21 protein-coding genes are annotated in these 22833 nt (G+C 73.9%); 7 read left to right on the top strand and 14 right to left on the bottom strand.

Annotation, left to right across the window (positions count from 1 at the left end; genetic code table 11):
* Positions 1-6: 6 nt before the first annotated feature.
* The 6 genes from AC27L3_RS25290 to AC27L3_RS25265 all read right to left on the bottom strand — a co-directional run bounded on the left by AC27L3_RS25290 (position 7) and on the right by AC27L3_RS25265 (position 8236).
* On the bottom strand, positions 7-972 hold the full coding sequence (locus tag AC27L3_RS25290; protein ID WP_487236348.1) for a helix-turn-helix transcriptional regulator: 966 nt from the start codon (positions 970-972) through the stop codon (positions 7-9).
* Positions 973-1207: 235 nt separating this feature from the next.
* Positions 1208-1831, bottom strand: a complete 624-nt coding sequence (locus AC27L3_RS25285; RefSeq protein WP_487236347.1) for a GntR family transcriptional regulator — start codon at positions 1829-1831, stop codon at positions 1208-1210.
* A 140-nt stretch (positions 1832-1971) separates the two neighbouring features.
* On the bottom strand, positions 1972-3753 hold the full coding sequence (gene sucB / locus AC27L3_RS25280) for a 2-oxoglutarate dehydrogenase, E2 component, dihydrolipoamide succinyltransferase (RefSeq protein WP_487236346.1): 1782 nt from the start codon (positions 3751-3753) through the stop codon (positions 1972-1974).
* A 48-nt stretch (positions 3754-3801) separates the two neighbouring features.
* A complete protein-coding gene (gene lpdA / locus AC27L3_RS25275; RefSeq protein ID WP_487236345.1) occupies positions 3802-5190 on the bottom strand; it encodes a dihydrolipoyl dehydrogenase in 1389 nt (462 codons plus the stop codon).
* 368 nt (positions 5191-5558) lie between these two features.
* Positions 5559-7094, bottom strand: a complete 1536-nt coding sequence (locus AC27L3_RS25270) for a leucyl aminopeptidase (protein ID WP_487236344.1) — start codon at positions 7092-7094, stop codon at positions 5559-5561.
* A 356-nt stretch (positions 7095-7450) separates the two neighbouring features.
* Complete coding sequence (locus tag AC27L3_RS25265) at positions 7451-8236, bottom strand: adenosylcobinamide-GDP ribazoletransferase (RefSeq protein ID WP_487236343.1); 786 nt, start codon at positions 8234-8236, stop codon at positions 7451-7453.
* Positions 8237-8309: 73 nt separating this feature from the next.
* Here AC27L3_RS25265 and AC27L3_RS25260 point away from each other — a divergent pair, with 73 nt between their 5' ends.
* Entirely contained in the window at positions 8310-9047 is a 738-nt protein-coding gene (locus AC27L3_RS25260; protein ID WP_487236342.1) for a hypothetical protein, read from the top strand.
* On the opposite strand, the gene AC27L3_RS25255 is transcribed toward AC27L3_RS25260, so the two are convergent.
* The 4 genes from AC27L3_RS25255 to AC27L3_RS25240 form a co-directional block, all read right to left on the bottom strand.
* Positions 9014-9733: a hypothetical protein gene (locus AC27L3_RS25255; RefSeq protein WP_487236341.1), complete on the bottom strand. Its 720-nt coding sequence runs from the start codon at positions 9731-9733 to the stop codon at positions 9014-9016. The two genes, AC27L3_RS25260 and AC27L3_RS25255, sit on opposite strands and share 34 nt — an antisense overlap.
* Positions 9730-11496 carry a phosphatidylglycerol lysyltransferase domain-containing protein gene (locus tag AC27L3_RS25250; protein WP_487236340.1) on the bottom strand — a complete coding sequence of 589 codons (1767 nt, stop codon included), beginning with the start codon at positions 11494-11496 and terminating at the stop codon, positions 9730-9732. The genes AC27L3_RS25255 and AC27L3_RS25250 overlap by 4 nt, the downstream gene beginning before the upstream one ends.
* Before the next feature lie 54 nt (positions 11497-11550).
* A complete protein-coding gene (gene cobT, locus AC27L3_RS25245) occupies positions 11551-12600 on the bottom strand; it encodes a nicotinate-nucleotide--dimethylbenzimidazole phosphoribosyltransferase (protein ID WP_487236339.1) in 1050 nt (349 codons plus the stop codon).
* A 203-nt stretch (positions 12601-12803) separates the two neighbouring features.
* Positions 12804-14006 carry a bifunctional adenosylcobinamide kinase/adenosylcobinamide-phosphate guanylyltransferase gene (locus AC27L3_RS25240; RefSeq protein ID WP_487236338.1) on the bottom strand — a complete coding sequence of 401 codons (1203 nt, stop codon included), beginning with the start codon at positions 14004-14006 and terminating at the stop codon, positions 12804-12806.
* A gap of 98 nt (positions 14007-14104) precedes the next feature.
* Here AC27L3_RS25240 and AC27L3_RS25235 point away from each other — a divergent pair, with 98 nt between their 5' ends.
* Positions 14105-14320, top strand: coding sequence for a hypothetical protein (locus AC27L3_RS25235; protein ID WP_487236337.1), 216 nt, complete (start codon positions 14105-14107; stop codon positions 14318-14320).
* 25 nt (positions 14321-14345) lie between these two features.
* Here AC27L3_RS25235 and AC27L3_RS25230 read toward each other — a convergent pair whose 3' ends face one another.
* Both AC27L3_RS25230 and AC27L3_RS25225 read right to left on the bottom strand, forming a co-directional pair.
* Complete coding sequence (locus AC27L3_RS25230; RefSeq protein ID WP_487236364.1) at positions 14346-15101, bottom strand: methyltransferase domain-containing protein; 756 nt, start codon at positions 15099-15101, stop codon at positions 14346-14348.
* Between the two features lie 41 nt (positions 15102-15142).
* The gene (locus AC27L3_RS25225) at positions 15143-15736 is read right to left on the bottom strand and encodes a DUF3043 domain-containing protein (protein WP_487236336.1); all 594 of its coding nucleotides are present in this window, start codon (positions 15734-15736) and stop codon (positions 15143-15145) included.
* A gap of 298 nt (positions 15737-16034) precedes the next feature.
* Here AC27L3_RS25225 and AC27L3_RS25220 point away from each other — a divergent pair, with 298 nt between their 5' ends.
* The 4 genes from AC27L3_RS25220 (at position 16035) to AC27L3_RS25205 (ending at position 19264) form a co-directional block, all read left to right on the top strand.
* Positions 16035-16826, top strand: coding sequence for a PspA/IM30 family protein (locus tag AC27L3_RS25220; RefSeq protein WP_344439414.1), 792 nt, complete (start codon positions 16035-16037; stop codon positions 16824-16826).
* A gap of 16 nt (positions 16827-16842) precedes the next feature.
* Positions 16843-17121, top strand: a complete 279-nt coding sequence (gene pspAA, locus AC27L3_RS25215) for a PspA-associated protein PspAA (protein WP_487236335.1) — start codon at positions 16843-16845, stop codon at positions 17119-17121.
* A gap of 123 nt (positions 17122-17244) precedes the next feature.
* Entirely contained in the window at positions 17245-18564 is a 1320-nt protein-coding gene (locus AC27L3_RS25210) for a sensor histidine kinase (protein ID WP_487236334.1), read from the top strand.
* Positions 18565-18574: 10 nt separating this feature from the next.
* Positions 18575-19264, top strand: coding sequence for a response regulator (locus AC27L3_RS25205; RefSeq protein ID WP_487236333.1), 690 nt, complete (start codon positions 18575-18577; stop codon positions 19262-19264).
* Between the two features lie 63 nt (positions 19265-19327).
* On the opposite strand, the gene nadA is transcribed toward AC27L3_RS25205, so the two are convergent.
* Positions 19328-20515, bottom strand: a complete 1188-nt coding sequence (gene nadA, locus AC27L3_RS25200; RefSeq protein ID WP_487236332.1) for a quinolinate synthase NadA — start codon at positions 20513-20515, stop codon at positions 19328-19330.
* 259 nt (positions 20516-20774) lie between these two features.
* On the opposite strand from nadA, the gene erpA reads away from it, so the two are divergent.
* The gene (gene erpA / locus AC27L3_RS25195) at positions 20775-21131 is read left to right on the top strand and encodes an iron-sulfur cluster insertion protein ErpA (RefSeq protein ID WP_004946545.1); all 357 of its coding nucleotides are present in this window, start codon (positions 20775-20777) and stop codon (positions 21129-21131) included.
* Between the two features lie 73 nt (positions 21132-21204).
* On the opposite strand, the gene AC27L3_RS25190 is transcribed toward erpA, so the two are convergent.
* Positions 21205-22758 carry a hypothetical protein gene (locus AC27L3_RS25190; RefSeq protein WP_487236331.1) on the bottom strand — a complete coding sequence of 518 codons (1554 nt, stop codon included), beginning with the start codon at positions 22756-22758 and terminating at the stop codon, positions 21205-21207.
* Positions 22759-22833 lie beyond the last annotated feature (75 nt).

Genomic DNA, 22833 nt, shown 5'->3' with positions numbered 1-22833 from the left:
GGGTGGTCAGCCGTAGAGCGCTGCCATCCGCGCGGCCACGCGCGCAACGCGCGCCCGCAGCTCCGGCGGGCCGAGTATCTCCACCTCCGGGCCCAGGCCCAGCAGCTGCGACTCCGCGACCTCCAGCGACTCCACCGGCAGGGTGACCGTGACGCGGCCGGCCGCGTCCGCGGGGCCGGCCGCCGCGAGGGCCTCGCGCGCGGCGGCCGCGTCCGTGACGTGCGGCAGCCGGCGGGCCCCCGCCGCCGTCAGGCGGAGCTCGGCGCTCTCGCGCAGGAGCGACCGGGCGAACGCGGCCGCGCGTTCCTCCCAGAACGCCGCCAGGTCGAAGTCCTCGTCGCGGCGGAAGACCTCCTCGCCGACGGTCACGTCGTCGAACCGGTCCGCCCGGTAGACGCGGTGGTCGTCGCCGGCCCGCGCCACCACGTACCACGCGCCCGCCTTGAGGACGAGCCCGTACGGTTCCAGCTCGCGGACGACCTCGCCGTCCCGGCGGCGGTAGCGGGCGGTGATGCGGCGGTCGTCCCACACCGCCTCGGCCAGGGCGGGCAGCAGGGCGGGCGTCTCGTGCGGGCGCCACCAGCCGGGGGCGTCGAGGTGGAAGCGCTGGGCCGCGGCCGCGGGGGCGTCGCCGAGTTCGGGGTGCAGGGCGGCGGCGACCTTGAGCCGGGCGGCGGAGGCCGCGTCCGCCAGGCCCATGTCGCGCAGGGCCGTGGGGACGCCGGAGAGGAAGAGCGCCTCGGCCTCGGTGCGGCCCAGGCCGGTCAGCCGGGTGCGGTAGCCGCCCACCAGGCGGTAGCCGCCGGTGCGGCCGCGGTCGGCGTAGACGGGGATGCCGGCCTCGGACAGGGCCTGGACGTCGCGGGCGACGGTGCGCTCGGAGACCTCCAGGCGGCGGGCGAGCTCGGGCCCGGTCATGGAGGCCTTGGACTGGAGCAGAAGCAACAGGTGGATCAGCCGGGCCGCGCGCATGCCCCCATGATGCAGGGGCCCGCGGGCAGCACGGGGCGGGACGACAGGAGGCCGTGCGCCAAGCCAGGGCACGGTGACGAACGGCGTCCTGTCGCCACCCCTGAGCCGTACCGCGACACAGGACAGGGCGCGCGGTGTGGCTCCGCCGGAGACGATACGCCTTTGATCGATGATCGATCAATCGTTGCGGGGAGGGAAGCCGAGGAGATTGTGTGGAGAACGGGCAGGGGCGCCGTCAGATCTGCGGTGCGCAGCTCAGGACGTGGGAATTGAGCAGCTCGCCGATGGCCGGGTCGCGCTCGGCGAAGGCCCGCACGATGCGGGCGTGCTCCTCGGCGTGGGCCCGGGGGGTGGGGCTGAGCCAGCGGATGGACAGCGCCGTCCACACCTCGATGCCCAGGGATTCCCAGGTGTGCAGCAGCACCGAGTTGCCCGCGGCGCGCACGATCTCCCGGTGAAAGGCGACCGTGTGCCGCGCCTGGGCCTCGGTGTCGCCCGTGCGGTCGGCCTCCCGCAGGGCCGCGACCTCGCGCTCCAGCGCGCCCGTGTCGCCGGCCAGCCGCTCGGCGGCCAGCTCGGCGGCCACCCGCTCCAGGCCGGCCCGCACCGGGTAGCTCTCCTTGAGGTCGGCGGCGGTCAGCTCGCGTACCCGGGCGCCCTTGTTGGGGGCGGACTCGATCAGCCGCAGGGACTCCAGCTCCCGCAGTGCCTCGCGCACCGGCGTCTGGCTCACCAGCAGCTCCGCCGCGATGCGGCGCTCGACGATGCGCTCCCCGGGCTGCCAGCGCCCGCCGACGATGCCCTCCAGGATGTGCTCGCGGATCTGCTCGCGCAGCGAATGGACGACGGGCGGGGCCATGGGTGCTCCTTGAGCCGGGCGAGCGTGGACCGGGAGCCATTATCCCGGTCGGGTGCGAACAGGCCGAAGGGCGCGGACCCGGCCCGTACGGATACGGGAGGGGCCCGCGCCCTTCATGGCGCAGCGGGGTGCCTAGGAGGTCACAGACCGATCTCGGTCTCGAACTCCGCGGCCTCCAGGATCTGCTTGACCGTGGTCAGGTAGCGGGCGGCGTCGGCGCCGTCCACCAGACGGTGGTCGTAGGACAGGGTCACGTAGACCATGTCGCGGATGGCGATGGTCTCGCCCAGCTCCGGGTGGTTGATGACCACCGGGCGCTTGACGGTGGCGCCGATGCCCAGGATCGCGACCTGGTTCGGCGGCACGATGACCGTGTCGAACAGCGCACCGCGCGAGCCGGTGTTGCTGATCGTGAAGGTCGCGCCGGAGAGCTCGTCCGGCGTGATCTTGTTGCCGCGGACCTTGCCCGCGAGCTCCGCCGTCTTCTTGGCGATGCCGGCGATGTTGAGGTCACCCGCGCCCTTGATGACCGGGGTCATCAGGCCCTTCTCCGAGTCGACGGCGATGCCGACGTTCTCGGAGTCGAAGTAGGTGATGGTGCCCTCGGCCTCGTTGATCCGGGCGTTGACGACCGGGTGGGCCTTCAGTGCCTGGACGGCGGCCTTGACGAAGAACGGCATCGGGGAGAGCTTGACGCCCTCGCGGGCGGCGAAGCCGTCCTTGGCCTTGTTGCGCATCCGCATGATCTTGGTGATGTCCACCTCGATCACGGACGACAGCTGGGCCTGCTCGTGCAGCGCCTTCATCATGTTGTCCGCGATCGCCTTGCGGATCCGCGGCATCTTGACGGTCTGGCCGCGCAGCGGCGAGACCTCCAGGGCCGGGGCCTTCGGCGCGGCGGCGGCCGGGGCGGCGGCAGCGGCCGGAGCCGGGGCGGCCTTGGCGGCCTCCGCGGCGGCGACGACGTCCTGCTTGCGGATGCGACCGCCGACGCCGGTGCCGGCGACGGTGCGCAGGTCGACGCCGGACTCGGCGGCGAGCTTGCGGACCAGCGGGGTCACGTACGCGCCGTCGGCCGCCGGGGTGGCGGCGGCGGGCGCCGCAGCAGCCGGGGCCGGGGCGGGAGCGGCCGGCGCGGGGGCCGGAGCCGGGGCGGGGGCCGGAGCAGCCGCGGCCGGAGCCGGGGCGGCGGGGGCGGCCGGAGCGGCCGGAGCGGCCGGGGCCGGAGCCGGGGCGGCCGGGGCCTCGGCGACGGGCGCCGGGGCCGGGGCGGCCGGAGCCGCAGCGGCGGCCGGGGCGGCACCCGGGGCGCCGATGACGGCCAGCTTGGCGCCGACCTCGGCGACCTCGTCCTCGCCGACGACGATCTCGAGCAGGACGCCGGAGGCGGGGGCCGGGATCTCGGTGTCGACCTTGTCGGTCGAGACCTCGAGCAGCGGCTCGTCCTCGGAGACCTCCTCGCCGACCTCCTTCAGCCAGCGGGTGACGGTGCCCTCGGTGACCGACTCGCCCAGCGCGGGCAGGACGACGTCGACGCCGGAGGCGCCACCGGCGGCGGCCGGGGCCGGAGCCTCGGCGGCCGGGGCCGGAGCGGCCGGGGCCTCGGCGACCGGGGCCGGGGCCTCGGCGACGGGGGCCTCGGCAGCGGCGGCGGCCGGGGCGGGGGCCTCGGCGGGCGCGCCGGAACCGTCGTCGATCACCGCGAGCTCGGCGCCGACCTCGACGGTCTCGTCCTCGGCCACGTTGATCTTGGCGAGGATGCCGGACGCCGGGGAGGGGATCTCGGTGTCGACCTTGTCGGTGGAGACCTCGAGCAGCGGCTCGTCGGCCTCCACTCGGTCACCCTCGGCCTTGAGCCAGCGGGTGACGGTGCCCTCGGACACGCTCTCGCCGAGCGCCGGCAGGGTTACGGAAACCGCCATGGTGCGGTTGCTCCTTACGAGTAGTGCGGATGGTGGTGCGCTCGGGACTCAGTCGTGCGAGTGCAGGGGCTTGCCGGCCAGGGCCAGGTGGGCCTCGCCGAGGGCCTCGTTCTGCGTCGGGTGCGCGTGGATGAGCTGCGCGACCTCGGCCGGGAGGGCCTCCCAGTTGTAGATCAGCTGGGCCTCGCCGACCTGCTCACCCATGCGGTCGCCGACCATGTGGACGCCGACCACGGCACCGTCCTTGACCTGGACGAGCTTGATCTCGCCCGCGGTCTTGAGGATCTTGCTCTTGCCGTTGCCGGCCAGGTTGTACTTCAGAGCGACGACCTTGTCGGCGCCGTACAGCTCCTTGGCCTTGGCCTCGGTGAGACCGACCGAGGCGACCTCGGGGTGGCAGTACGTGACGCGCGGCACGCCGTCGTAGTCGACCGGCACGGGCTTGAGCCCGGCCAGGCGCTCCGCCACCAGGATGCCCTCCGCGAAGCCGACGTGCGCGAGCTGGAGCGTGGGCACCAGGTCACCGACGGCCGAGATGGTGGGCACGTTGGTCTGCATGTACTCGTCGACGAGGACGTAGCCGCGGTCCATCGCGACCCCGGCCTCCTCGTAGCCCAGGCCCTGGGAGACCGGGCCACGGCCGACGGCGACGAGCAGCAGCTCGGCCTCGAAGGTCTTGCCGTTCTCCAGGGAGACCTTCACCCCGTCGGCGGTGTACTCCACGCCGGAGAAGCGGGAACCCAGGGAGAACGCGATGCCGCGCTTGCGGAAGGCGCGCTCCAGCAGCTTGGAGCTGTTCTCGTCCTCGACCGGGACGAGGTGCGGCAGCGCCTCGACGATGGTGACGTCGACGCCGAAGGACTTCCACGCGGAGGCGAACTCGACGCCGATGACGCCGCCGCCCAGCACGATCGCGGACTTCGGGACGCGGTCCAGGACCAGCGCGTGGTCCGAGGAGATGACGCGGTCGCCGTCGATGGTCAGGCCCGGCAGCGACTTCGGCACGGAGCCGGTGGCCAGCAGGACGTGGCGGCCGTTGATGCGCTGACCGTTCACGTCGACGGACGTGGGGGAGGACAGACGGCCCTCACCGGTGATGTAGGTGACCTTGCGGGAGGCGACCAGGCCCTGCAGACCCTTGTACAGGCCCGAGATCACCTCGTCCTTGTACTTGTGGACGCCCGCGATGTCGATGCCCTCCAGGGCGGCCTTGACACCGAACTGCTCGGCCTCACGGGCCGAGTCGGCGACCTCGCCGGCGTGCAGCAGCGCCTTGGTGGGGATGCAGCCGCGGTGCAGGCAGGTGCCGCCCAGCTTGTCCTTCTCGATCAGGGCGACGTCCAGACCCAGCTGGGCACCCCGCAGGGCAGCGGCGTAACCGCCGCTACCGCCTCCGAGGATCACTAGGTCGAAAACGGTGCTGGCGTCGTTCGCCACGTCACGTCCTCCATGCATGTACGCCGGAGCCGGTCGTCGGTGACCGGGCGGCGGCTGTCGTTCGGCCGCTTTTTGCGTCGGCCCGTGATTACTGGGGCCCTGTCCTGCCGGGACAACATCTTCGCACTTGTTGACGGACGGCGGGACGCCGGGCCGGGGTCGGTGATGGCTGATGCGTCACCTTGACGGGGTTACTCGTTGGTACGAGTCGGTGTATTCGTGCGGGTTTCGTCCGTAGCGAACACGAACGCCCGCCGGGCGCATTCCCGCCCCGCCCGCCTTGACGCCCGGGCCGGTACGCCCGACGGCCACGGCCCCCGCACGGGGAGCCGTGGCCGTGTCGTGGCGGCGACCGGTGGAGCGCCGGATCAGCCGAGCTCGCCGTCGGCGGTGCGCTCCGCCAGACGCACCAGGGTGCGCACCGCGGAGCCGGTGCCGCCCTTGGGGGTGTAGCCGTACGGCGCCTTCTCGTGGAAGGCCGGACCCGCGATGTCCAGGTGGGCCCAGGTGATGCCCTCGCCCACGAACTCCTGCAGGAACAGACCGGCCACCAGGCCGCCGCCCATGCGCTCGCCCATGTTCGCCATGTCGGCCACCGGGGAGTCCATCGACTTGCGCAGATCGGCCGGCAGCGGCATCGGCCAGGACTGCTCGCCGACCTCCTCCGCGATCTCGTGCAGCTCCGTGCGGAAGGCGTCGTCGTTGGCCATCACACCGAAGGTGCGGTCACCGAGCGCCAGAACCATGGCACCGGTCAGGGTCGCCACGTCCACGATCGCGTCCGGGGCCTCCTCCGAGGCGCGGGTCAGCGCGTCGGCCAGCACCAGACGGCCCTCGGCGTCCGTGTTGAGCACCTCGACGGTCTTGCCGCTGTACATGCGCAGCACATCGCCCGGACGGGTGGCCGAGCCGGAGGGCATGTTCTCCGCGAGGGCCAGCCAGCCCGTGACGTTGACGGCCAGACCCAGCTTGGCGACCGCCACGACCGCGGCGAACACCGCGGCCGCGCCGCTCATGTCGCACTTCATGGTCTCGTTGTGACCGGCCGGCTTCAGCGAGATGCCGCCCGAGTCGTAGGTGATGCCCTTGCCCACCAGCGCCAGGGTCTTCTCCGCCTTGGGGTGCGTGTAGCCGATGCGCACCAGACGCGGCGGGTTCACCGAACCCTGACCGACGCCCATGATGCCGCCGTAACCGCCCTTGAGCAGCGCCTTCTCGTCCAGGACCTCGACCTTCAGGCCGAACTCCTTGGCCGCGGCCTGGGCCTGCGCGGCGAAGCTCTTCGGGAAGAGGTCGTTGGACGGCATGTTGATCAGGTCGCGGGCGCGGTTGACCTCGGCCGCGACGGTGGCGGCACGCTCGACGGCCGCCTTGAACGCCTTGTCGCGCGGCTTGGCACCCAGGATCGTGGCCTCGCCCAGCGGGGCGCTGCGGTCCTTCGCGGCGTCCTTCTTCGCCTTGGCCTCGCCGCCACGGTAGGCGGTGAAGGTGTACGCACCCAGGATCGCGCCCTCACCGATGGCGGCAACCGCACCCGCATCCTCCACGGGCAGGGCGAACGCGGCCTTCTTCGTACCGGCCAGCGCACGGGCGGCCACACCGGCGGCCCGGCGCAGCGTCTCGTCGGTGTAGCCCTCGCCGTCGGCCGGCAGCTCGCCCAGACCGACCGCCAGCACGACCGGGGCCTTCAGACCGGCCGGAGCGGGCAGCTTCGTAACCTCGCCCTCGCCGCCACCGGCGCCGAGGGTCTCCAGGACGGAGGCCAGCTTGCCGTCGAACGCCTGGTCCACGGCTTCGGCGCCGTACGCGACGACGGGGCCCTTCGGGCCCTTCGCCACACCGACGACGACGGCGTCCGCGCGCAGCGTTGCCGCGCTGGAGGTGCTGAGAGTCAGAGCAGTCACGGTGGTGAAGTCTCTCTTCCGGTTGAGTTCCTCGGCCGGGCGCGTCCCGCGGGGCCTTTGCGCATCGTATGCGCCGGTTCGCTCGATGCTCAGTCCAGGTGCGGGTGCGGTTCGTCGCCGCGGCTTTGGTGCGGCGCCGTCGTGGCCACTCGCGCAGTTCCCCGCGCCCCTTCGGCGGTGCGTCGTGGCGCGTGCGCGTGCGCGGCCGGGTGCGGCTCGTCCCGGGCCGTTCGCGCAGTTCCCCGCGCCCCTCTGGGGCGGTCGGGCGATCCCTGACCTGCGGGTGCGTCGTGGCCGTTCGCGCAGTTCCCCGCGCCCCTTCGGGGTGCCCCGAAGGGGCGCGGGGAACTGCGTGGTCAGGCGGTGGTGAGCCGCAGTGTCAGGGCCAGCAGGGCCGTCGTCGACGCCGTTTCGGCCAGAGCGCCGAAGACGTCGCCCGTCACGCCGCCCAGGCGGCGCCGGCAGTGGCGCAGCAACAGTTCGGCGGCCAGCAGGCCGAGCAGCACCGCCGCACCCGCGTGCAGGGACGCCGCCGCGGCCGCGAGGGCCGTCAGGGCCGCGACGGCCGCGGCGGCGGGGACGGGGACAACCCCCGCCACCGCCGCGCCCAGGCCGTCCGGCCGTGCCGCCGGCACCCCCGTCCGCGACGCGAGCGTCAGGGCGCAGCGGGCCGCAACCGCGGCGACCACCGCCGCGAGCGCGCCGCGCAGCGTGCCCGCTGCGTAGAGCCGGTCCAGGGCGGCGACCTGGCCGAAGAGGGTCAGGAGGAGGGTGATGACCCCGAACGGCCCGATGTCGGACTGCTTCATGATGCGCAGCGCGTCCGCGGCCGGTTTGCCGCTGCCGAGTCCGTCGGCGACGTCGGCGAGTCCGTCCAGGTGCAGTCCCCGGGTGAGGACGGCGGGTACGGCGACCGTGGCCACCGCGGCAAGGAGGGGGCCCGACCCCAGCAGCGAGAGCAGCGCACCCGCGCCGGCCGCGCAGGCGCCGACGACCAGACCGGCCAGGGGAGCGGCGAGCATGCCGCCGCGGGCGGCGGCCCGGTCCCAGCGGGTGAGCCGTACGGGCAGCACGGTCAGGGTGCCGAAGGCGAAGCGCAGGGCATCGGCGGGGGTGGGCCGGTCGGCGGTCGTGTCGGTCACGGCGGGCAGGGTATCCCGCCGCTCGCGGGGGTTATTTTGGCCGGTAGCGCGGCCGAGAACGGGGTGAGTGGCGATGGGACACTGGCTGACCCGCAACGTCGTCGAGCCGGGCAAGCTGCCGTTGCTGCTGGCGCTGGCGTCCTTCGTTCTCACCTTCCTCGTGACGCGGGTGATCACCCGGCTGATCCGGGCGGGCCGCGGCCCGTTCCGCAACATCCGTCCCGGCGGGCTGCATGTGCACCATGTCGTGCCGGGCGTGGTGCTGATGGTGGTGGGGGGTTTCGGGGCGGTCGCCCAGGGCCGGTACGGCTTCGGGGCGGCGCTCTCGGCGGTGCTGTTCGGCTCGGGTGCCGGGCTGGTGCTGGACGAGTTCGCGCTCGTGCTGCACATGGACGACGTGTACTGGACCGAGCAGGGGCGCAAGAGCGTCGAGATCGTCATCCTCACCGCGGCGCTGGTCGCCCTGGTCCTGGCCGGCTTCGCGCCCTTCGGCGTCAACGAGCTGACCCACGACGAGCTGCAGAACCGCACGCTCGTGGTGACCAACACCCTGGCCAACTTCCTGATAGCGCTGTTCGCCCTGGCCAAGGGCAAGCCGCGGCTCGCCCTGATCGGCGCGGTCGTGCCCTTCGTGGCCCTGATCGCCGCCGTGCGGCTGGCCCGGCCGGGCTCGCCGTGGGCCCGCCGCTTCTACCGCCACCGGCCGCGGGCCCGGCGCCGGGCGCGGGTGCGCGCCTACCGGCACGACGCCCGCTGGGCGGCGGTCCGCCACCGCCTTCACGACCTGCTGGCGGGCGCTCCGGACCGGTGATGGCGCTGGCGGTGGGCATCTCCGTGCGGCTTGCGCCGCCGCACGAGCTCCTCGGCGCCGCTGAGCACCAGGACGGCCACGAGGGCCGCGATGTGCTCCCGGCCGGCGAGGTTGGGCTTGACGGCGACCTCGCCCACCATGGCCGCCACCACCACGGTGCAGGTGGCCCAGGCGCGGTAGCGCCAGGCGACGTACACCGCGAGGCCCACGACCGCCGCCGAGGGGCCCGTGTCGATGATGCGGGCCGTGTGCGGGGGCAGCCCGAGCGGCGAGTCCGGCCCCAGGGCCACGCCCAGCCGCGCGTACGTCGTGCCCGCCAGGGTGGCCAGGTACGCCACCGCCAGGGTGCGCCGTACGCCCAGGGCCGCCTCGGCGATGCCGAAGACGATGAGGATCTGTGCCAGCGCGCCCCACACCGGCAGGTCCAGGGCGGGCACGAACAGCGACAGGGGAGTGCGCAGCAGGGCCAGCCACCAGGGCAACTCGGCGCGTACCGAGCCCAGGTGCTGGACGGGGTGGTAGCCCCAGGACTGGTTCTGCACGAGCTGGAAGGCCGCGGTGAGCGCGACCGCCGTCAGCGTCATCGGAATGGAGCGGAGCCGCTTGCGGGCGAACGTCCCCCACACGGCCGCGTAGAGCGGCCCCCACTCGGTGCGCGCGGCGCGAAGCAGCGCCGCGCGGGTCATCGCCGGCTCTCCAGGTGTTTGCGATTGAGCCACTTGGGCAGGCCGGGCGCCTCCAGGAAGCCTTCCGCACGGGCGCTGGCGACGCCGATGCGCAGCAGGTCAGCGCTCTTCTCGAACAGCATGAAACGAGGCTCCCAGATGGGACGGTACTTCGCATTTGCTCGATAAAGAGATTCGATCTGCCACCAGCGGGAGAAGAAGCTCAGCAGCGACCGCCACATCCGCAGCACCGGACCCGCGCCCAGACGCGAGCCGCGCTCGAAGACCGAGCGGAACATGGCGAAGTTCAGCGACACCTGCTCGATGCCGAGTGTGCCGGCCCGCTGCAGCAGCTCGATGACCATGAACTCCATCAGGCCGTTGTCGGAATCCCGGTCACGGCGCATCAGGTCCAGCGACAGCCCCTTCGGCCCCCAGGGCACAAAGCTGAGCAGGGCCCGCAGCCGGCCCTCGGCGTCGAAGCACTCCAGCATCACGCAGCGGCCGTCGGCCGGGTCGCCCAGCCGGCCCAGCGCCATGGAGAAGCCGCGCTCGGTCGCGCCGTCGCGCCAGTCGTCGGCCCGGCGCAGCAGCTCGGCCATCTCCTCCTCGGGGATGTCCTCGTGCCGCCGGACGGTGACGGTGTAGCCGGCGCGGCGCACCCGGTTGTACGCCTGGCGCACCGTGCGCATGGCCCGGCCCTCCAGGGTGAACTCGGCCGTGTCGACGATGGCTTCGTCGCCCAGTTCGAGCGCGTCCATGCCGTGCCGGGCGTAGATCGTGCCGCCCTCCTCGCTCGCGCCCATCACCGCCGGGATCCAGCCGTGCTCGCGCGCCTCGGCCAGCCACGGCTCGATGGCGCCGGGCCACGCCTCCGGGTCGCCGATGGGATCGCCCGAGGCCAGCGAGACCCCGCCGACGACGCGGTAGGTGACGGCGGCCTTGCCCGACGGGGACCAGATGACGCTCTTCTCGCGGCGCAGCGCGAAGTAGCCGAGCGAGTCGCGCTCGCCCCAGCGGTCCAGCAGCGCCCGCAGCTGCTCCTCGTCGCCCGCCGTGAGCGGGTCGGTGGCGCGGCGCGCCCGGAAGGCCGCCCAGACGACCACGATCAGCAGGATCGTGCTCATCACGTTGATGGTGACGTCCACCCAGCCGGGCGGGGCGATGCCGGCGTAGCGCTGGTCGTCGGCGGCGATCGAGATCAGCCGCATCACGCCGTAGTGCCAGCGGTCCAGGAAGGTCGAACGCTGCTCGTCCGTGGCCTGGTTGGTGACCGTCACCAGCCCGGCCGCCAGCAGCGAGGTGACCAGCAGGCCCACCGCCGCCACGGCCGAGGCCAGCTTGGGGTTGGAGCGGTCGCCCTTGGCGTAGAACTCCCGCCGGCCGACCACCAGCGCCGCCGCGAACAGGGCCGTGACGATCAGCGAGAACCAGTTCAGCGGATGCCGGCGGAACTCCGGGAAGAACATCACGAAGACGAGCAGCAGCAGGAGCAGCCCGGCCAGGACGAGGTTGAGGATCCACGCCGCCCGCTTCCGGCGCCGCATGGTGATCGCCAGGAACAGCGACACCACGGCGGGGGAGAAGCCGGCCGTCAGCAGGTACGGCGTGAAGAACTCGTCGACGTTGTGGCGGCGGATGTCCGAACCCAAGGACACCCACACCGCACCCAGGAGGTTGACGAAGGTAACGGCGCGCAAGTACCACACGGCAAAGCCGGCGGCCCGCCGGCGCCAGGCGGAGCCGCGGACGCCCTCATCCGGAGTCAAGCGGACTTCTCCCATGAAAAGTGAGCATATGGGGCGCGGTCTGCGGCGGTCCCGCCCCTGCTCCTACCCCTAGGAGCCCACGGGCAACTCCGCCGCCAGGGCCGCGGCCGCCTGCACCAACGGCAGAGCCAGCAGCGCCCCTGTCCCCTCGCCCACTGTGACGCCCTGATCAAGGAGAGGGTTGAGTGCCATCCGGTCCAGCGCCTTGCCCTGCGCCGGATCACCGCTGCGCTGCCCCGCCAGCCACCAGTCCGGGGCCCGGAACGCCACCCGCTGACCCACCAGCGCACACGCCGCCGTCACCACGCCGTCCAGGATCACCGGCGTCCGGCGCACCGCGCTCTGCAGCAGGAAACCCGTCATCGCCGCCAGATCCGCACCCCCCGCCGTCGCCAGCAGCTGCACCTGGTCACCCAGCACCGGCCGCGCCCGGCGCAGCGCGTCCCGGATCGCCGCGCACTTGCGCATCCACGCCAGATCGTCGATCCCGAACGCCCCCCGGCCGGTCACCACCGAGGCGTCCGTGCCGCACAGCGCGCCGATCAGCACACCGGCCGCCGTCGTACCGCCCACGCTCAGATCGCCCAGCACGATCAGGTCCGTGCCCGAGTCGGCCTCCTCGTCGGCGATCGCCATGCCCGCACGGAACGCCTCCTCCGCCTCCGCGAGCGTCAGGGCGTCCTCGGCGTCGATCCGGCCCGCACCACGGCGCACCCGGTGCCGCGTCACCTCCGCCGGCAGCTCCGCGGGGTCGCAGTCCACGCCCATGTCCACGATGCGCACGTCCACGCCGGCCCGGCGCGCCAGCACCGCCGCGCAGCTCGTGCCGTCGAGCGTCGCCCGGACCAGCTCCACCGCACCGGCCTTCGGGCCGGCCGACACGCCGAGGGAGGCAACGCCGTGATCACCCGCGAACAGCAGCATCTTCGGCCGCTCGACCGGCCTGACCGGCACGCGACCCTGGGCGGCGGCGAGCCACTCGCCCAGCTCGTCCAGGCGGCCGAGGGCACCGGCGCGGGGGTGCGTGCGGCGGGCGCCGCGCTCCTCGGCCTCGCGCCGCACGGCGGCGTCGGGGCGCTCGATCAGCGTGGCGAAGTCATCCAGATTCAGACCGCTCATCCGGCCAACAGTACCCGCGCGGGGGCGAGCTGAAGCCGCTGCGGTACGCCTGCGGCGGGCGCTTCCCCCGGTCTTTAGGGCAGCGCCCCGTCAGGGGCGCGGGGAACTGCGCGATCGGCCACCGGCGGCCTGCAGCCGAAGCCCGGCACTCCGCCTGCGGGTGCGTCGTGGCTTGTCGCGCAGTTCCCCGCGCCCCTACGGGCCTAGCCCCGCAGGGGCAGCGCCTGGCCCGCGACCACCAGCACCACGTGCTCGCATTCGTCGGCGACCGCAGCGTTCAGGCGGCCCAGCTCGTCCCGGAAGCGGCGTCCCGCTGCCGTCGCGGGCACCACGCCGGAGCCGGTCTCGTTGGTCACGAGCACCACCGACCGCCGTGTTTCCCGTATCGCCGCCACCAGCTCCCCCACGCGCTCGGCCAGGGCCGCCGCCCCGCCGCCGGCCCACGTCCCGTCGTCCCATGCCCCGACCGTGTCCATGGCGTCGGTCAGCCACAGCGACAGGCAGTCGATCAGCAGGGGCGGGCCGTCGTCCGCGAGGAGCGGCACCAGGTCGCAGGTTTCGAGCGTGCGCCAGGAGCCCGGGCGGCGTTCCCGGTGGCGGGCCACGCGGGCGGCCCAGTCGCGGTCGCCGTCGCGGGTGCCGCCGGTGGCGACGTAGAGGACGTCGGGGAAGGACTCCAGGCGCCGTTCGGCCTCGACGGATTTGCCGGAGCGGGCCCCGCCGGTGACGAGGGTGCGGCGGGGCACGTCGGGTACGGCGTGGTAGTCGCCGACGACGAGGGTGGTGCCGTCGGGCACGGCGCGGGCGCCGGCGGCGGCGAGGCGCCGGCGCAGTTCGCGCCCCGGGGGCACGTCGTGGTCGAGGTGGACGGCGATGACGTCGGTGGTCGCCCCCACGGCGCCGGTCTCCCGCAGCCGGGCCAGGGCGTCGGGGCGGCCGACGACGTCCAGCAGGACCATGGCGTACGGGGCGGGGGGCGCCGCGGCCAGTCCGGCCGGTGCCGCGCCGGGGGGCAGGTACAGCAGCCGTTCCCCGTCGGGGCCGGTGACCTCGTACCCCGTACCGGGCGCGTCGAGGGCCAGGGCCCGCACACGGTGTCCGCTGATGACCGACAGCTCGCGCCCGTCGGGCACCCGGACGGGCGCGGGCAGGCCGTCGGGCAGTTCGACGGCGGGGCCGTCGTGCGGGTGGGAGAGCAGCACCTGCCGGACGCCGGCGATGGAACGTCCCGCCCGTGCGGCGGCGAAGACCGGCCCCGGGGTGAGGTCGAGCAGCAGGGCGTCGTCGACGAGCAGGGCCGTCGCGGCCCGCGCCGCCTCGCCGGTGGCGCAGGCGCAGGCGGCGCAGGGGCAGCCGGGGCGGGGCAGGCCGTCGGGGGCGCCGGTGCCGAGGAGAGTCAGTTCCACATCACTGATCGTCTCGCGTCCGGATCCGGTGGTCGCGCGGGGCTCACCCTTTCTCGTCCGGCCGATACGCTGGGACCCCCGATGCCCAGGAGGCGCACATGGCGTGGACGTGGCGGTTCGAGAAGACCGACGGGACGAGGACGACTCCCGGCGTGGAGCCGGAGGAGTTCACCACGCAGGGGGATGCGGAGTCCTGGCTCGGCGAGCACTGGCGGGCGCTGCTGGAGGGCGGCGCGGACCAGGTGCGGCTCTTCGAGGACGACACCGAGGTCTACGAGGGCCCCATGAGCCTGCACGCGGCCGCCGAGGAGTGAGTCGCGCCGGTGCGCGGCGGCGGGGTCAGCCGCCGCGCACCCCGCACAGGTGCAGCAGGGCCGCGACCGCCCGGTAGGGGTCGGTGCGGCCGGCCCGCTCCTCGGCGGCGAGCAGCCGGTGGAGCTCGTCCGCGGCCGGGGCCGGTCCGTCGTCGGGGGCGAGGTCGGTGAAGACCCGCACCCCGTACCAGGCGCGCAGCGGGGTGCCGATGCCGGTGAGGGTCGCGGTGAGCGCCTCGCGCCGGTCGGCGCGGGCGGCGAGGCCCAGGCGGTTGGTGTAGCGGGGCGAGTCGAAGGCGGCGAGCGCGGTGTCCCAGTCGCCGGTCAGGCCCGGCCGCAGGGCCAGGGCGTCGGCGTTGCGCACGAGCAGGGACAGCAGCCCGCCGGGGGCGAGCACGCGGGCCAGTGCGGCGATCATGGGATCCGACTCGGGCACGTACATCAGCACGCCGTGGCAGAGCACCACGTCGAAGGCGCCCGGCGGGAAGTGGGCCCCGACCTCCCGGCCGTCACCCCGCACGATGCGCATGCGCTCCTGAATGCCGGGTGGTTCGGCGGCCACGGCCCGCTCCAGGGCCGTGATCATCGCCGGGTCCCGCTCCAGGCCGGTGACCTCGTGGCCGGCCCGGGCCAGCCGCACCGCCTGGGTGCCCTGGCCGGGGCCGACGTCGAGCACGCGCAGGCGCCGGCCGACCGGGAAGAGGGCGGATATCTGCTCGTCGACCTGCCGGGCGAGCAGCTCCTGACGGACGGTGTTCCGTAGCCCCCCGAGCGAGCTCAGCCACTCCTGTGCGCCGCCGCCGAAGCCGGGGGCGTAACCGCTCAGCGCTTCTCCCCGCGCTTGACCTTCGGCTTGGGCAGCCGCAGGCGGCGCATCTGGAGGGTGCGCATCAGCGCGTAGGGCACGGCGCCCTTGAGGTTCTCGTCGGGGAAGCGCTGCTTGAGGGCGCGCTTGAGGGTGAGGCCGAGGTAGGCGGAGTTCAGGACGATCGCGAGGATGACCACGAGCCAGGCCAGCAGGACGTACGCCTGGAACGCCCCGCGGTTGATCATGCTCAGGACGAGGATCAGCACCGCCAGCGGCAGGAAGAACTCCGACACCGAGTAGCGGGCGTCGACGAAGTCGCGGGCGTAGGCGCGCACCGGGCCCTTGTCGCGCACGGGCAGGTAGCGCTCGTCGCCGTTGGCCAGGGCCTCGCGCTGCCGGGCCAGGTCGGCGCGGCGCGCCTCCCGGGCCCGCTTGCCGGCCTCCTTGCGGTCGGCCGGCGTGTGGGCCAGGCTGCGCCGCCGGGCGGTCTCGCTGCGCTTGGGCGTGGGGCGGCCCTTGGGGGCCTGCGGGTCACGGGGCTGCTTGGGCCGGTCCACGTTCACCTGGGGCGACGTGGCCTGCGCTTCCTTCGAACGGCTTCGGAACACGGAACCCAAGGGTACGGCCTTCGCCCGGCGCCCCACCGGCCCGCCCGGGCACGATCCGGCAACGACGGGCGCACGCCCGGCGCGGAGCGCCCCCTTCCGCCCCCGGGGGCCCACTACTCCTCGGGCCGGAGACGACGCGCTGCGCGATCGTCCTGCAGGAGGAGCGCATCCGGGCTCGGACAGTGCGGTAATGGAAGCAGGGCCCGTAGTGTGGGTTCTGCAAGGTTGTGCTGGAGTCCTGGCCGGTCCGCCCGGTCGGTCGGAGAGCTAGACGGTCAGAAGGGGGCGCGCGAGGCCCATGAGCGGTGTCATGAAGCGGATGGGGATGATCTTCCGCGCGAAGGCCAACAAGGCCCTGGACCGGGCCGAGGACCCGCGCGAGACCCTCGACTACTCGTACCAGAAGCAGCTGGAGCTGCTGCAGAAGGTGCGCCGCGGGGTCGCGGACGTCGCGACGTCCCGCAAGCGCCTGGAGCTGCAGCTGGGCCAGCTGCAGAGCCAGTCGACCAAGCTGGAGGAGCAGGGCCGCAAGGCGCTCGCCCTCGGCCGCGAGGACCTGGCCCGTGAGGCGCTCACCCGCCGGGCGGCGCTCCAGCAGCAGGTCAGCGACCTGCAGACGCAGCACCAGACCCTCCAGGGCGAGGAGGAGAAGCTCACCCTCGCCTCCCAGCGCCTGCAGGCCAAGGTGGACGCCTTCCGCACCAAGAAGGAGACCATCAAGGCGACCTACACCGCCGCCCAGGCCCAGACCCGCATCGGCGAGGCCTTCTCCGGCATCTCCGAGGAGATGGGCGACGTGGGCCTGGCCATCCAGCGTGCCGAGGACAAGACCGCCCAGATGCAGGCCCGGGCCGGTGCCATCGACGAGCTGCTCGCCTCCGGCGCGCTCGACGACCCGACCGGCATGGCCAAGGACGACCTCACCGCCGAGCTCGACCGCCTCTCCGGCGGCTCGGACGTGGAGCTGGAACTGCAGCGGATGAAGGCCGAGCTCGCCGGTGGCGGCGAGCGCCAGGCCATCGAGGGCGGCGCCGGTCAGCAGGCGCAGCAGGCCCACCACCAGGACCGCCCGCGCTTCGACAAGAGCTGACCCGAGGAGGCCGGACATGATCGTACGGATCATGGGGGAGGGCCAGTGGAAGGTCGACGACGCGCACTTCGCCGAGCTCAACAAGCTCGACGACGAGCTGCTGGAGGAGATGGAGGGCGGTGACGAGGCCGGCTTCCGCCGCACCCTCGGCGCCCTGCTCGACGCCGTGCGTCGCCTCGGCGGCCCGCTGCCCGACGACGCCCTCGAACCGTCCGAACTGATCCTGCCCGGGCCCGACGCCACGCTGGCGGAGGTCCGCGAGATGCTCAGCGACGACGGCCTCATCCCCGGGTGACCGCGCCGCCGCCCGGCCCGCGCCCCACGGCACGACCTCGACCACCGCATCGCGCCCCCGTCCGCCCGGGACGGGGGCGCGACGCGCTCACCGCCCGCGCCACGGCCCCGGAGGGGACCCGCGATGACCTCCCTCGCCGGCACCGGCCTCGCCCGGCCGCACCGCTGGCTGCGCAGCCACCCGTACGCCGCCGACGGCCTGCTGGCCGTCGTCGTCTTCGCGCTCGTCCTCATCGGCGTCTACCTCGGCCCGCACCCCGACCGCAGGATCCCGGCGGCCGGTTTCGTGCTGCTGTCGGCGGCCGCCTCCGCCTGCCTGATCGCCCGGCGCCTGGTGCCGCGTGCCGTCCTCGCCCTGACATGCGTGCTGACGGTCGTGGCCACGGTCGCCGACCACGACGGGCCGGCCCGTACGCAGATCGCCATGAGCGCCGCCGTCGCCCTGTACACGGTCGCCGCCCGCACCGAGCGCCCCACCGCCTGGCGGATCGTGGCCGGCACGGTCGCCGTGCTGACGGGCGTCGTCATGTTCTTCGGGCCGCCGCCCTGGTACGCGCAGGAGAACTTCGGCCTGCTGGCCTGGACCGCGCTGGCCGGTGCCGCCGGCGACGCCGTCCGCAGCCGCCGGGCCTACGTGGCCGCCGTCGAGGAGCGCGCCCTGCGCGCCGAGCGCACCCGCGAGGAGGAGGCCCGCCGCCGCGTCGCCGAGGAGCGGCTGCGCATCGCCCGTGAGCTGCACGACGTCGTCGCCCACCACATCGCGCTGGTCAATGTGCAGGCCGGGGTGGCCTCGCACGTCATGGACAGCCGCCCCGACCAGGCCCGGCAGGCCCTGGCCCACGTCCGCGAGGCCGGCCGCTCGGCCCTGGAGGAGTTACGGGCCACCGTCGGGCTGCTGCGGCAGTACGGCGATCCCGAGGCGCCCACCGAGCCGGCGCCCGGCCTCGGTGTGCTGGACCAGCTCGTCGACGGCTTCGGCCGGGTGGGCCTGCACGTCGACGTCGTCGCCGCCTCCACGCTGCCCGGCGGGCCCGGCACCGGCCGGGGCGCGGCGAAGGCCGCCGCGGTCGTCGGGCCGCTGCCGGCGGCCGTGGACCTCACCGCCTACCGGGTGCTGCAGGAGGCCCTGACCAATGTGCACAAGCACGCCGGCCCCGGCGCCCGCGCCGAGGTCGCCCTGCTGCGCAGCGCGGACCGGCTGGATCTGACGGTGCTGGACGACGGCGGGGCCGGCGGGCCGGCGCCCGGGAGGATGCCGGAGGAGGGCGAGGAGGCGCCGGGCGGGCACGGCCTGATCGGCATGCGCGAGCGCGCCGCGGCGCTCGGCGGCACCTGCGAGGCCGGCCCGCGGGGCGGCTCGGTGGCGGCCGGCTTCCGGGTGCGTACCGTCCTGCCGCTGCAGTCGCGCTCCGTGCGGGACGGGCAGGGGCCGGCCGGACCCTAGGCTGAGCCGCATGACTGAGCCGATCACCGTGGTCCTGGCGGACGACCAGGCGCTGCTGCGCAGCGCGTTCAAGGTACTGGTCGAGTCCGAGCCGGGCATGCGGGTCGTGGGGGAGGCGGCGGACGGTGCCGCGGCGGTGCGCCTGGCGCGTGCGCACGTGCCGGACGTGGTGCTGATGGACATCAGGATGCCGGGGACGGACGGGCTCGCCGCCACGCGCGAGATCTGCGCCGATCCGGCGCTGGGGGCGGTACGGGTGGTGATGCTGACGACGTTCGAGGCCGACGAGTACGTGGTGCAGGCGCTGCGGGCCGGCGCCTCGGGCTTCCTGGGCAAGGGCGCGGAGCCGGAGGAGCTGCTGGCCGCGATACGCATCGCGGCGGCGGGGGAGGCGCTGCTGTCGCCGGCGGCGACGAAGGGCCTGATCGCGCGGTTCCTCGCGCAGCCGCAGGGCACCGGGCACGATCCGTCGGGCCCGGGCCCGACGGGCCTGGAGGGGCTGACCGCGCGGGAGCGCGAGGTGCTGGTGCAGGTGGCCCGGGGGCTGTCGAACGACCAGATCGGCGAGCGGCTGGCGGTGAGCCCGCTGACCGTCAAGACGCATGTGAACCGCGCGATGGCCAAGCTGGGCGCGCGCGACCGGGCCCAGCTGGTGGTGGTCGCCTACGAGTCGGGCCTGGTGCAGCCGGGCACGGGGTGAGCACCGGGCGAACGCAAAGGGCGGGGCGCACGCAGCGCCCCGCCCTCTGCGTTCGCCGGCCCGCTACGGCAGGGCCAGCATCCGCTCCAGGGCGAGCTTGGAGAAGCTCGCGACCTCGGGGTCGACCTCGATGCGGTTGACGACCTTGCCGTCGGCCAGGGACTCCAGGGCCCACACCAGGTGCGGCAGGTCGATGCGGTTCATGGTGGAGCAGAAGCAGACGGTCTTGTCGAGGAAGACGATCTCCTTGCCCTGGTCGGCGAATCGGTTCGCCAGGCGCCGGACCAGGTTCAGCTCCGTACCGATGGCCCACTTCGAGCCGGCCGGGGCGGCCTCCAGCGTCTTGATGATGTACTCCGTGGAGCCGACGTAGTCGGCCGCCGCGACGACCTCGTGCCGGCACTCGGGGTGCACCAGGACGTTCACGCCCGGGATGCGCTCGCGCACGTCCTCGACCGAGTTCAGCGAGAAGCGGCCGTGGACGGAGCAGTGGCCGCGCCACAGGATCATCTTGGCCGCGCGCAGCTCCTCGACGGTCAGGCCGCCGTTCGGCTTGTGCGGGTTGTAGAGGACGCAGTCCTCCAGCGACATGCCCATGTCGCGCACCGCGGTGTTGCGGCCCAGGTGCTGGTCGGGCAGGAAGAGCACCTTCTCGCCCTGCTCGAACGCCCACTTCAGGGCCCGCTCGGCGTTGGAGGAGGTGCAGATGGTGCCGCCGTGCTTGCCGGTGAAGGCCTTGATGTCGGCGGAGGAGTTCATGTACGAGACGGGGACCGTCACCTCGGCTATGCCGGCCTCGGTCAGCACGTCCCAGCACTCGGCGACCTGCTCGGCGGTGGCCATGTCGGCCATGGAGCAGCCGGCGGCCAGGTCCGGCAGGATGACCTGCTGGGCGTCGGAGGTGAGGATGTCGGCCGACTCGGCCATGAAGTGCACACCGCAGAAGACGATGTACTCCGCGTCCGGCCGGGCGGCCGCATCGCGCGCCAGCTTGAAGGAGTCGCCGGTCACGTCCGCGAACTGGATGACCTCGTCGCGCTGGTAGTGGTGGCCCAGGACGAAGACCTTGTCCCCGAGCCGCGCCTTGGCCGCCCGGGCCCGCTCCACCAGGTCCGGGTCGGACGGTGCCGGCAGGTCGCCGGGGCACTCCACGCCGCGCTCGCTCTTCGGGTCGGCCTCACGGCCGAGCAGCAGCAGGGCGAGCGGCGAGGCGGAGGGGTCCTGGAACTCCAGGGGCTGGGCGGTGGTCACGACACGCACCCTTTCTTTCTGCAGACGCCCGGTGGGGCCTAATCGTCAATTTGACGCTATCTATCATAACCGCTTCGTGTCAGTTTGACGATGCCGCTCGCGTCAATGTGACGCATTCCCGATCCGGCGACGGGTGTGCGAGCATGAAAGGCGGGCGTCACCGTGTGGACACCCGTAACCCGGAATGAATCCGGGACCACGTCGGTTGCTGGCGTAAGCAAGCAGTCCGCACCCGTACCAAGACCCGGGAGTGAAGCAGATGTCCGTTCAGGACGAGAAGACCACTGTGAGCGACGGCATCCTCCTGTCCGACGCCGCGGCCGCCAAGGTCAAGAGCCTGCTGGAGCAGGAGGGCCGGGACGACCTCGCCCTGCGTGTCGCCGTCCAGCCCGGTGGCTGCTCCGGTCTGCGCTACCAGCTCTTCTTCGACGAGCGCTCGCTCGACGGCGATGTCGTCAAGGACTTCGACGGCGTCAAGGTCGTCACCGACCGCATGAGCGCCCCGTACCTGGGCGGTGCCTCCATCGACTTCGTCGACACCATCGAGAAGCAGGGCTTCACGATCGACAACCCCAACGCCACCGGCTCCTGCGCCTGCGGCGACTCGTTCAGCTGAGCCGGCCGAACGCCTGACGTGAGGAAGGGCGGCACCCCTCGGGGGTGCCGCCCTTCTGCTCCTTCTCCCGCCGTCACTTCTCCTGCAGCGCGTTCACCTTGGCGCCCGTCGTCAGGTCCACCACCGACCGGTCGCCCAGCGGCTCGTCCAGCGAGACCGTCGCGTCGAAGCGCTTGAGCATCAGGACGCAGTAGCGGCCCGGATCCTTCTCGGTCGCGGTGACCTTGACCGTCACCGCCCGCTCCGACTGCTCGGCCGAGGCCGCGTAGGTGCTGCACACCCCGCCCCAGAAGTGCAGGACGAGCTTCCTGCCGCCGTCGGCCGGCGTGTACGACTCCACCCGCACCGGCCCCGACTTCGCGGGCGCCGACGCGGAGCCGCCGGACGGCGCCGCGCCGCCGGGGCCCTGCCCGGCGATGTACTGCGGATCGATCGCCGGCTGGGCGACCGTGATCGTGCCGCCCTTGGGCATGCCGGGCATCTCCACCGTGAACAGCCACGAGGGCACCAGCGCCGGCCGGCCCCCCACGGACTGCGCCGACAGCGCGAACGTCGCCCCGCGCACCGTCGCCGGCTCCGGGCCCTTGCCGGGCGGTGTCGGGCACCCGGCGTCCGGGGCCGGGCCGTCCTGCCGGAACGGGACCGCCGTCGCGCAGCCGCCGGTCGTCGGACGGCCGGTGCCGGCCCCCTTGTTCAGCTCGTCGAGCGCCTGCTGCGCGGTCACCAGCGGGTACGTCGCCCCCGCCGGCGGCAGCTGCAGCTGCCCGTTGCCCGAGGCCACCTTGCCGTCCGCACCGATCTGCAACGTCGTCTGCCAGCCGTAGGTGGGCAGCGAGCCCACCACCGGATCGGCGGTCACCGTGCGCAGGGCGCCGAAGACCTTGCCGGCGTCCGTCCTCGCCCCCTCCTGGCCCAGGGCCTTCAGTACGGGCGCCGCGGCCCTGCGCGCCGTGTCCTCCGACACCGGCTGCGCGGCGGCGGGGTCCGGCGGCGGGGGCGAACCCTCCTTGAAGGAGGGGCACTTCGCCCCGGGCCCCTCGGGCTCCTGCCGCGGGCCCGCGCCCGGCGGGTGCTCGCAGTGCGCGCCGCCCGGCACGCCGTAGCGCGTGTACGCCCAGCTGCCCGGCCCCTGCCGGGCCACCTGCAGCGTGGGCCCCGCCGCGTCCGGGGTGCCGCCCACCGTCCAGGTGTCGCCGGCCTGCCGGGGCGTACCGGAGATTCCCAGCGCCTTGGCCAGGGCGGCCACCTGGTCGGCGGTCACCTCGCGGGCCGGCAGCCGGACGGCGGCGCTGCGCGGCCCGTCCGGCAGCCTGCCCGCCGCCCGGTAGAGCACGCCGTGCGGGTCCGGCTCGCCCGGCGCGATGCCCTGCGAGGGCCCGCCCGGGCTCGTCCGGGCGCCGAAGCCGTCCAGGGCCAGGGGTGGTGGGGTGCTGCTGTTGCCGCCGGTCGCGGGCGCCGGGGCGCCGCCGCCCTCCGAGGCCGTGGACGCCCAGTACGCGGCGCCGCCACCGGCCAGCAGGACGGCCGCCGCCACCGACGCCACCACCAGCGGCGATCGCCGCCGCCGGGTGCCGGTGCCGTCGTCCGCCGGGCCGTCCCCGGTGCGCTCGGTGCCCTCGGTGCTCACCGCATCGCTCCTTCGCTCCGCTCAAAGTGAAGTACTGCCGCATCCCCCGGGAAGGGGACGCCACTTGGACGGGGC

Source organism: Streptomyces sp. PKA51, from assembly GCF_057552455.1.
This window is presented reverse-complemented; position numbering and strand designations above follow the sequence as displayed.

Bases quoted from the DNA above. Each gene is read 5' to 3' on its own strand.
- AC27L3_RS25290 (WP_487236348.1), bottom strand. From the start codon at position 972: ATGCGCGCGGCCCGGCTGATCCACCTGTTGCTTCTGCTCCAGTCCAAG.
- AC27L3_RS25285 (WP_487236347.1), bottom strand. From the start codon at position 1,831: ATGGCCCCGCCCGTCGTCCATTCGCTGCGCGAGCAGATCCGCGAGCAC.
- sucB (WP_487236346.1), bottom strand. From the start codon at position 3,753: ATGGCGGTTTCCGTAACCCTGCCGGCGCTCGGCGAGAGCGTGTCCGAG.
- AC27L3_RS25260 (WP_487236342.1), top strand. From the start codon at position 8,310: ATGGGACACTGGCTGACCCGCAACGTCGTCGAGCCGGGCAAGCTGCCG.
- AC27L3_RS25255 (WP_487236341.1), bottom strand. From the start codon at position 9,733: ATGACCCGCGCGGCGCTGCTTCGCGCCGCGCGCACCGAGTGGGGGCCG.
- AC27L3_RS25250 (WP_487236340.1), bottom strand. From the start codon at position 11,496: ATGGGAGAAGTCCGCTTGACTCCGGATGAGGGCGTCCGCGGCTCCGCC.
- cobT (WP_487236339.1), bottom strand. From the start codon at position 12,600: ATGAGCGGTCTGAATCTGGATGACTTCGCCACGCTGATCGAGCGCCCC.
- AC27L3_RS25235 (WP_487236337.1), top strand. From the start codon at position 14,105: ATGGCGTGGACGTGGCGGTTCGAGAAGACCGACGGGACGAGGACGACT.
- AC27L3_RS25220 (WP_344439414.1), top strand. From the start codon at position 16,035: ATGAGCGGTGTCATGAAGCGGATGGGGATGATCTTCCGCGCGAAGGCC.
- pspAA (WP_487236335.1), top strand. From the start codon at position 16,843: ATGATCGTACGGATCATGGGGGAGGGCCAGTGGAAGGTCGACGACGCG.
- AC27L3_RS25210 (WP_487236334.1), top strand. From the start codon at position 17,245: ATGACCTCCCTCGCCGGCACCGGCCTCGCCCGGCCGCACCGCTGGCTG.
- AC27L3_RS25205 (WP_487236333.1), top strand. From the start codon at position 18,575: ATGACTGAGCCGATCACCGTGGTCCTGGCGGACGACCAGGCGCTGCTG.
- erpA (WP_004946545.1), top strand. From the start codon at position 20,775: ATGTCCGTTCAGGACGAGAAGACCACTGTGAGCGACGGCATCCTCCTG.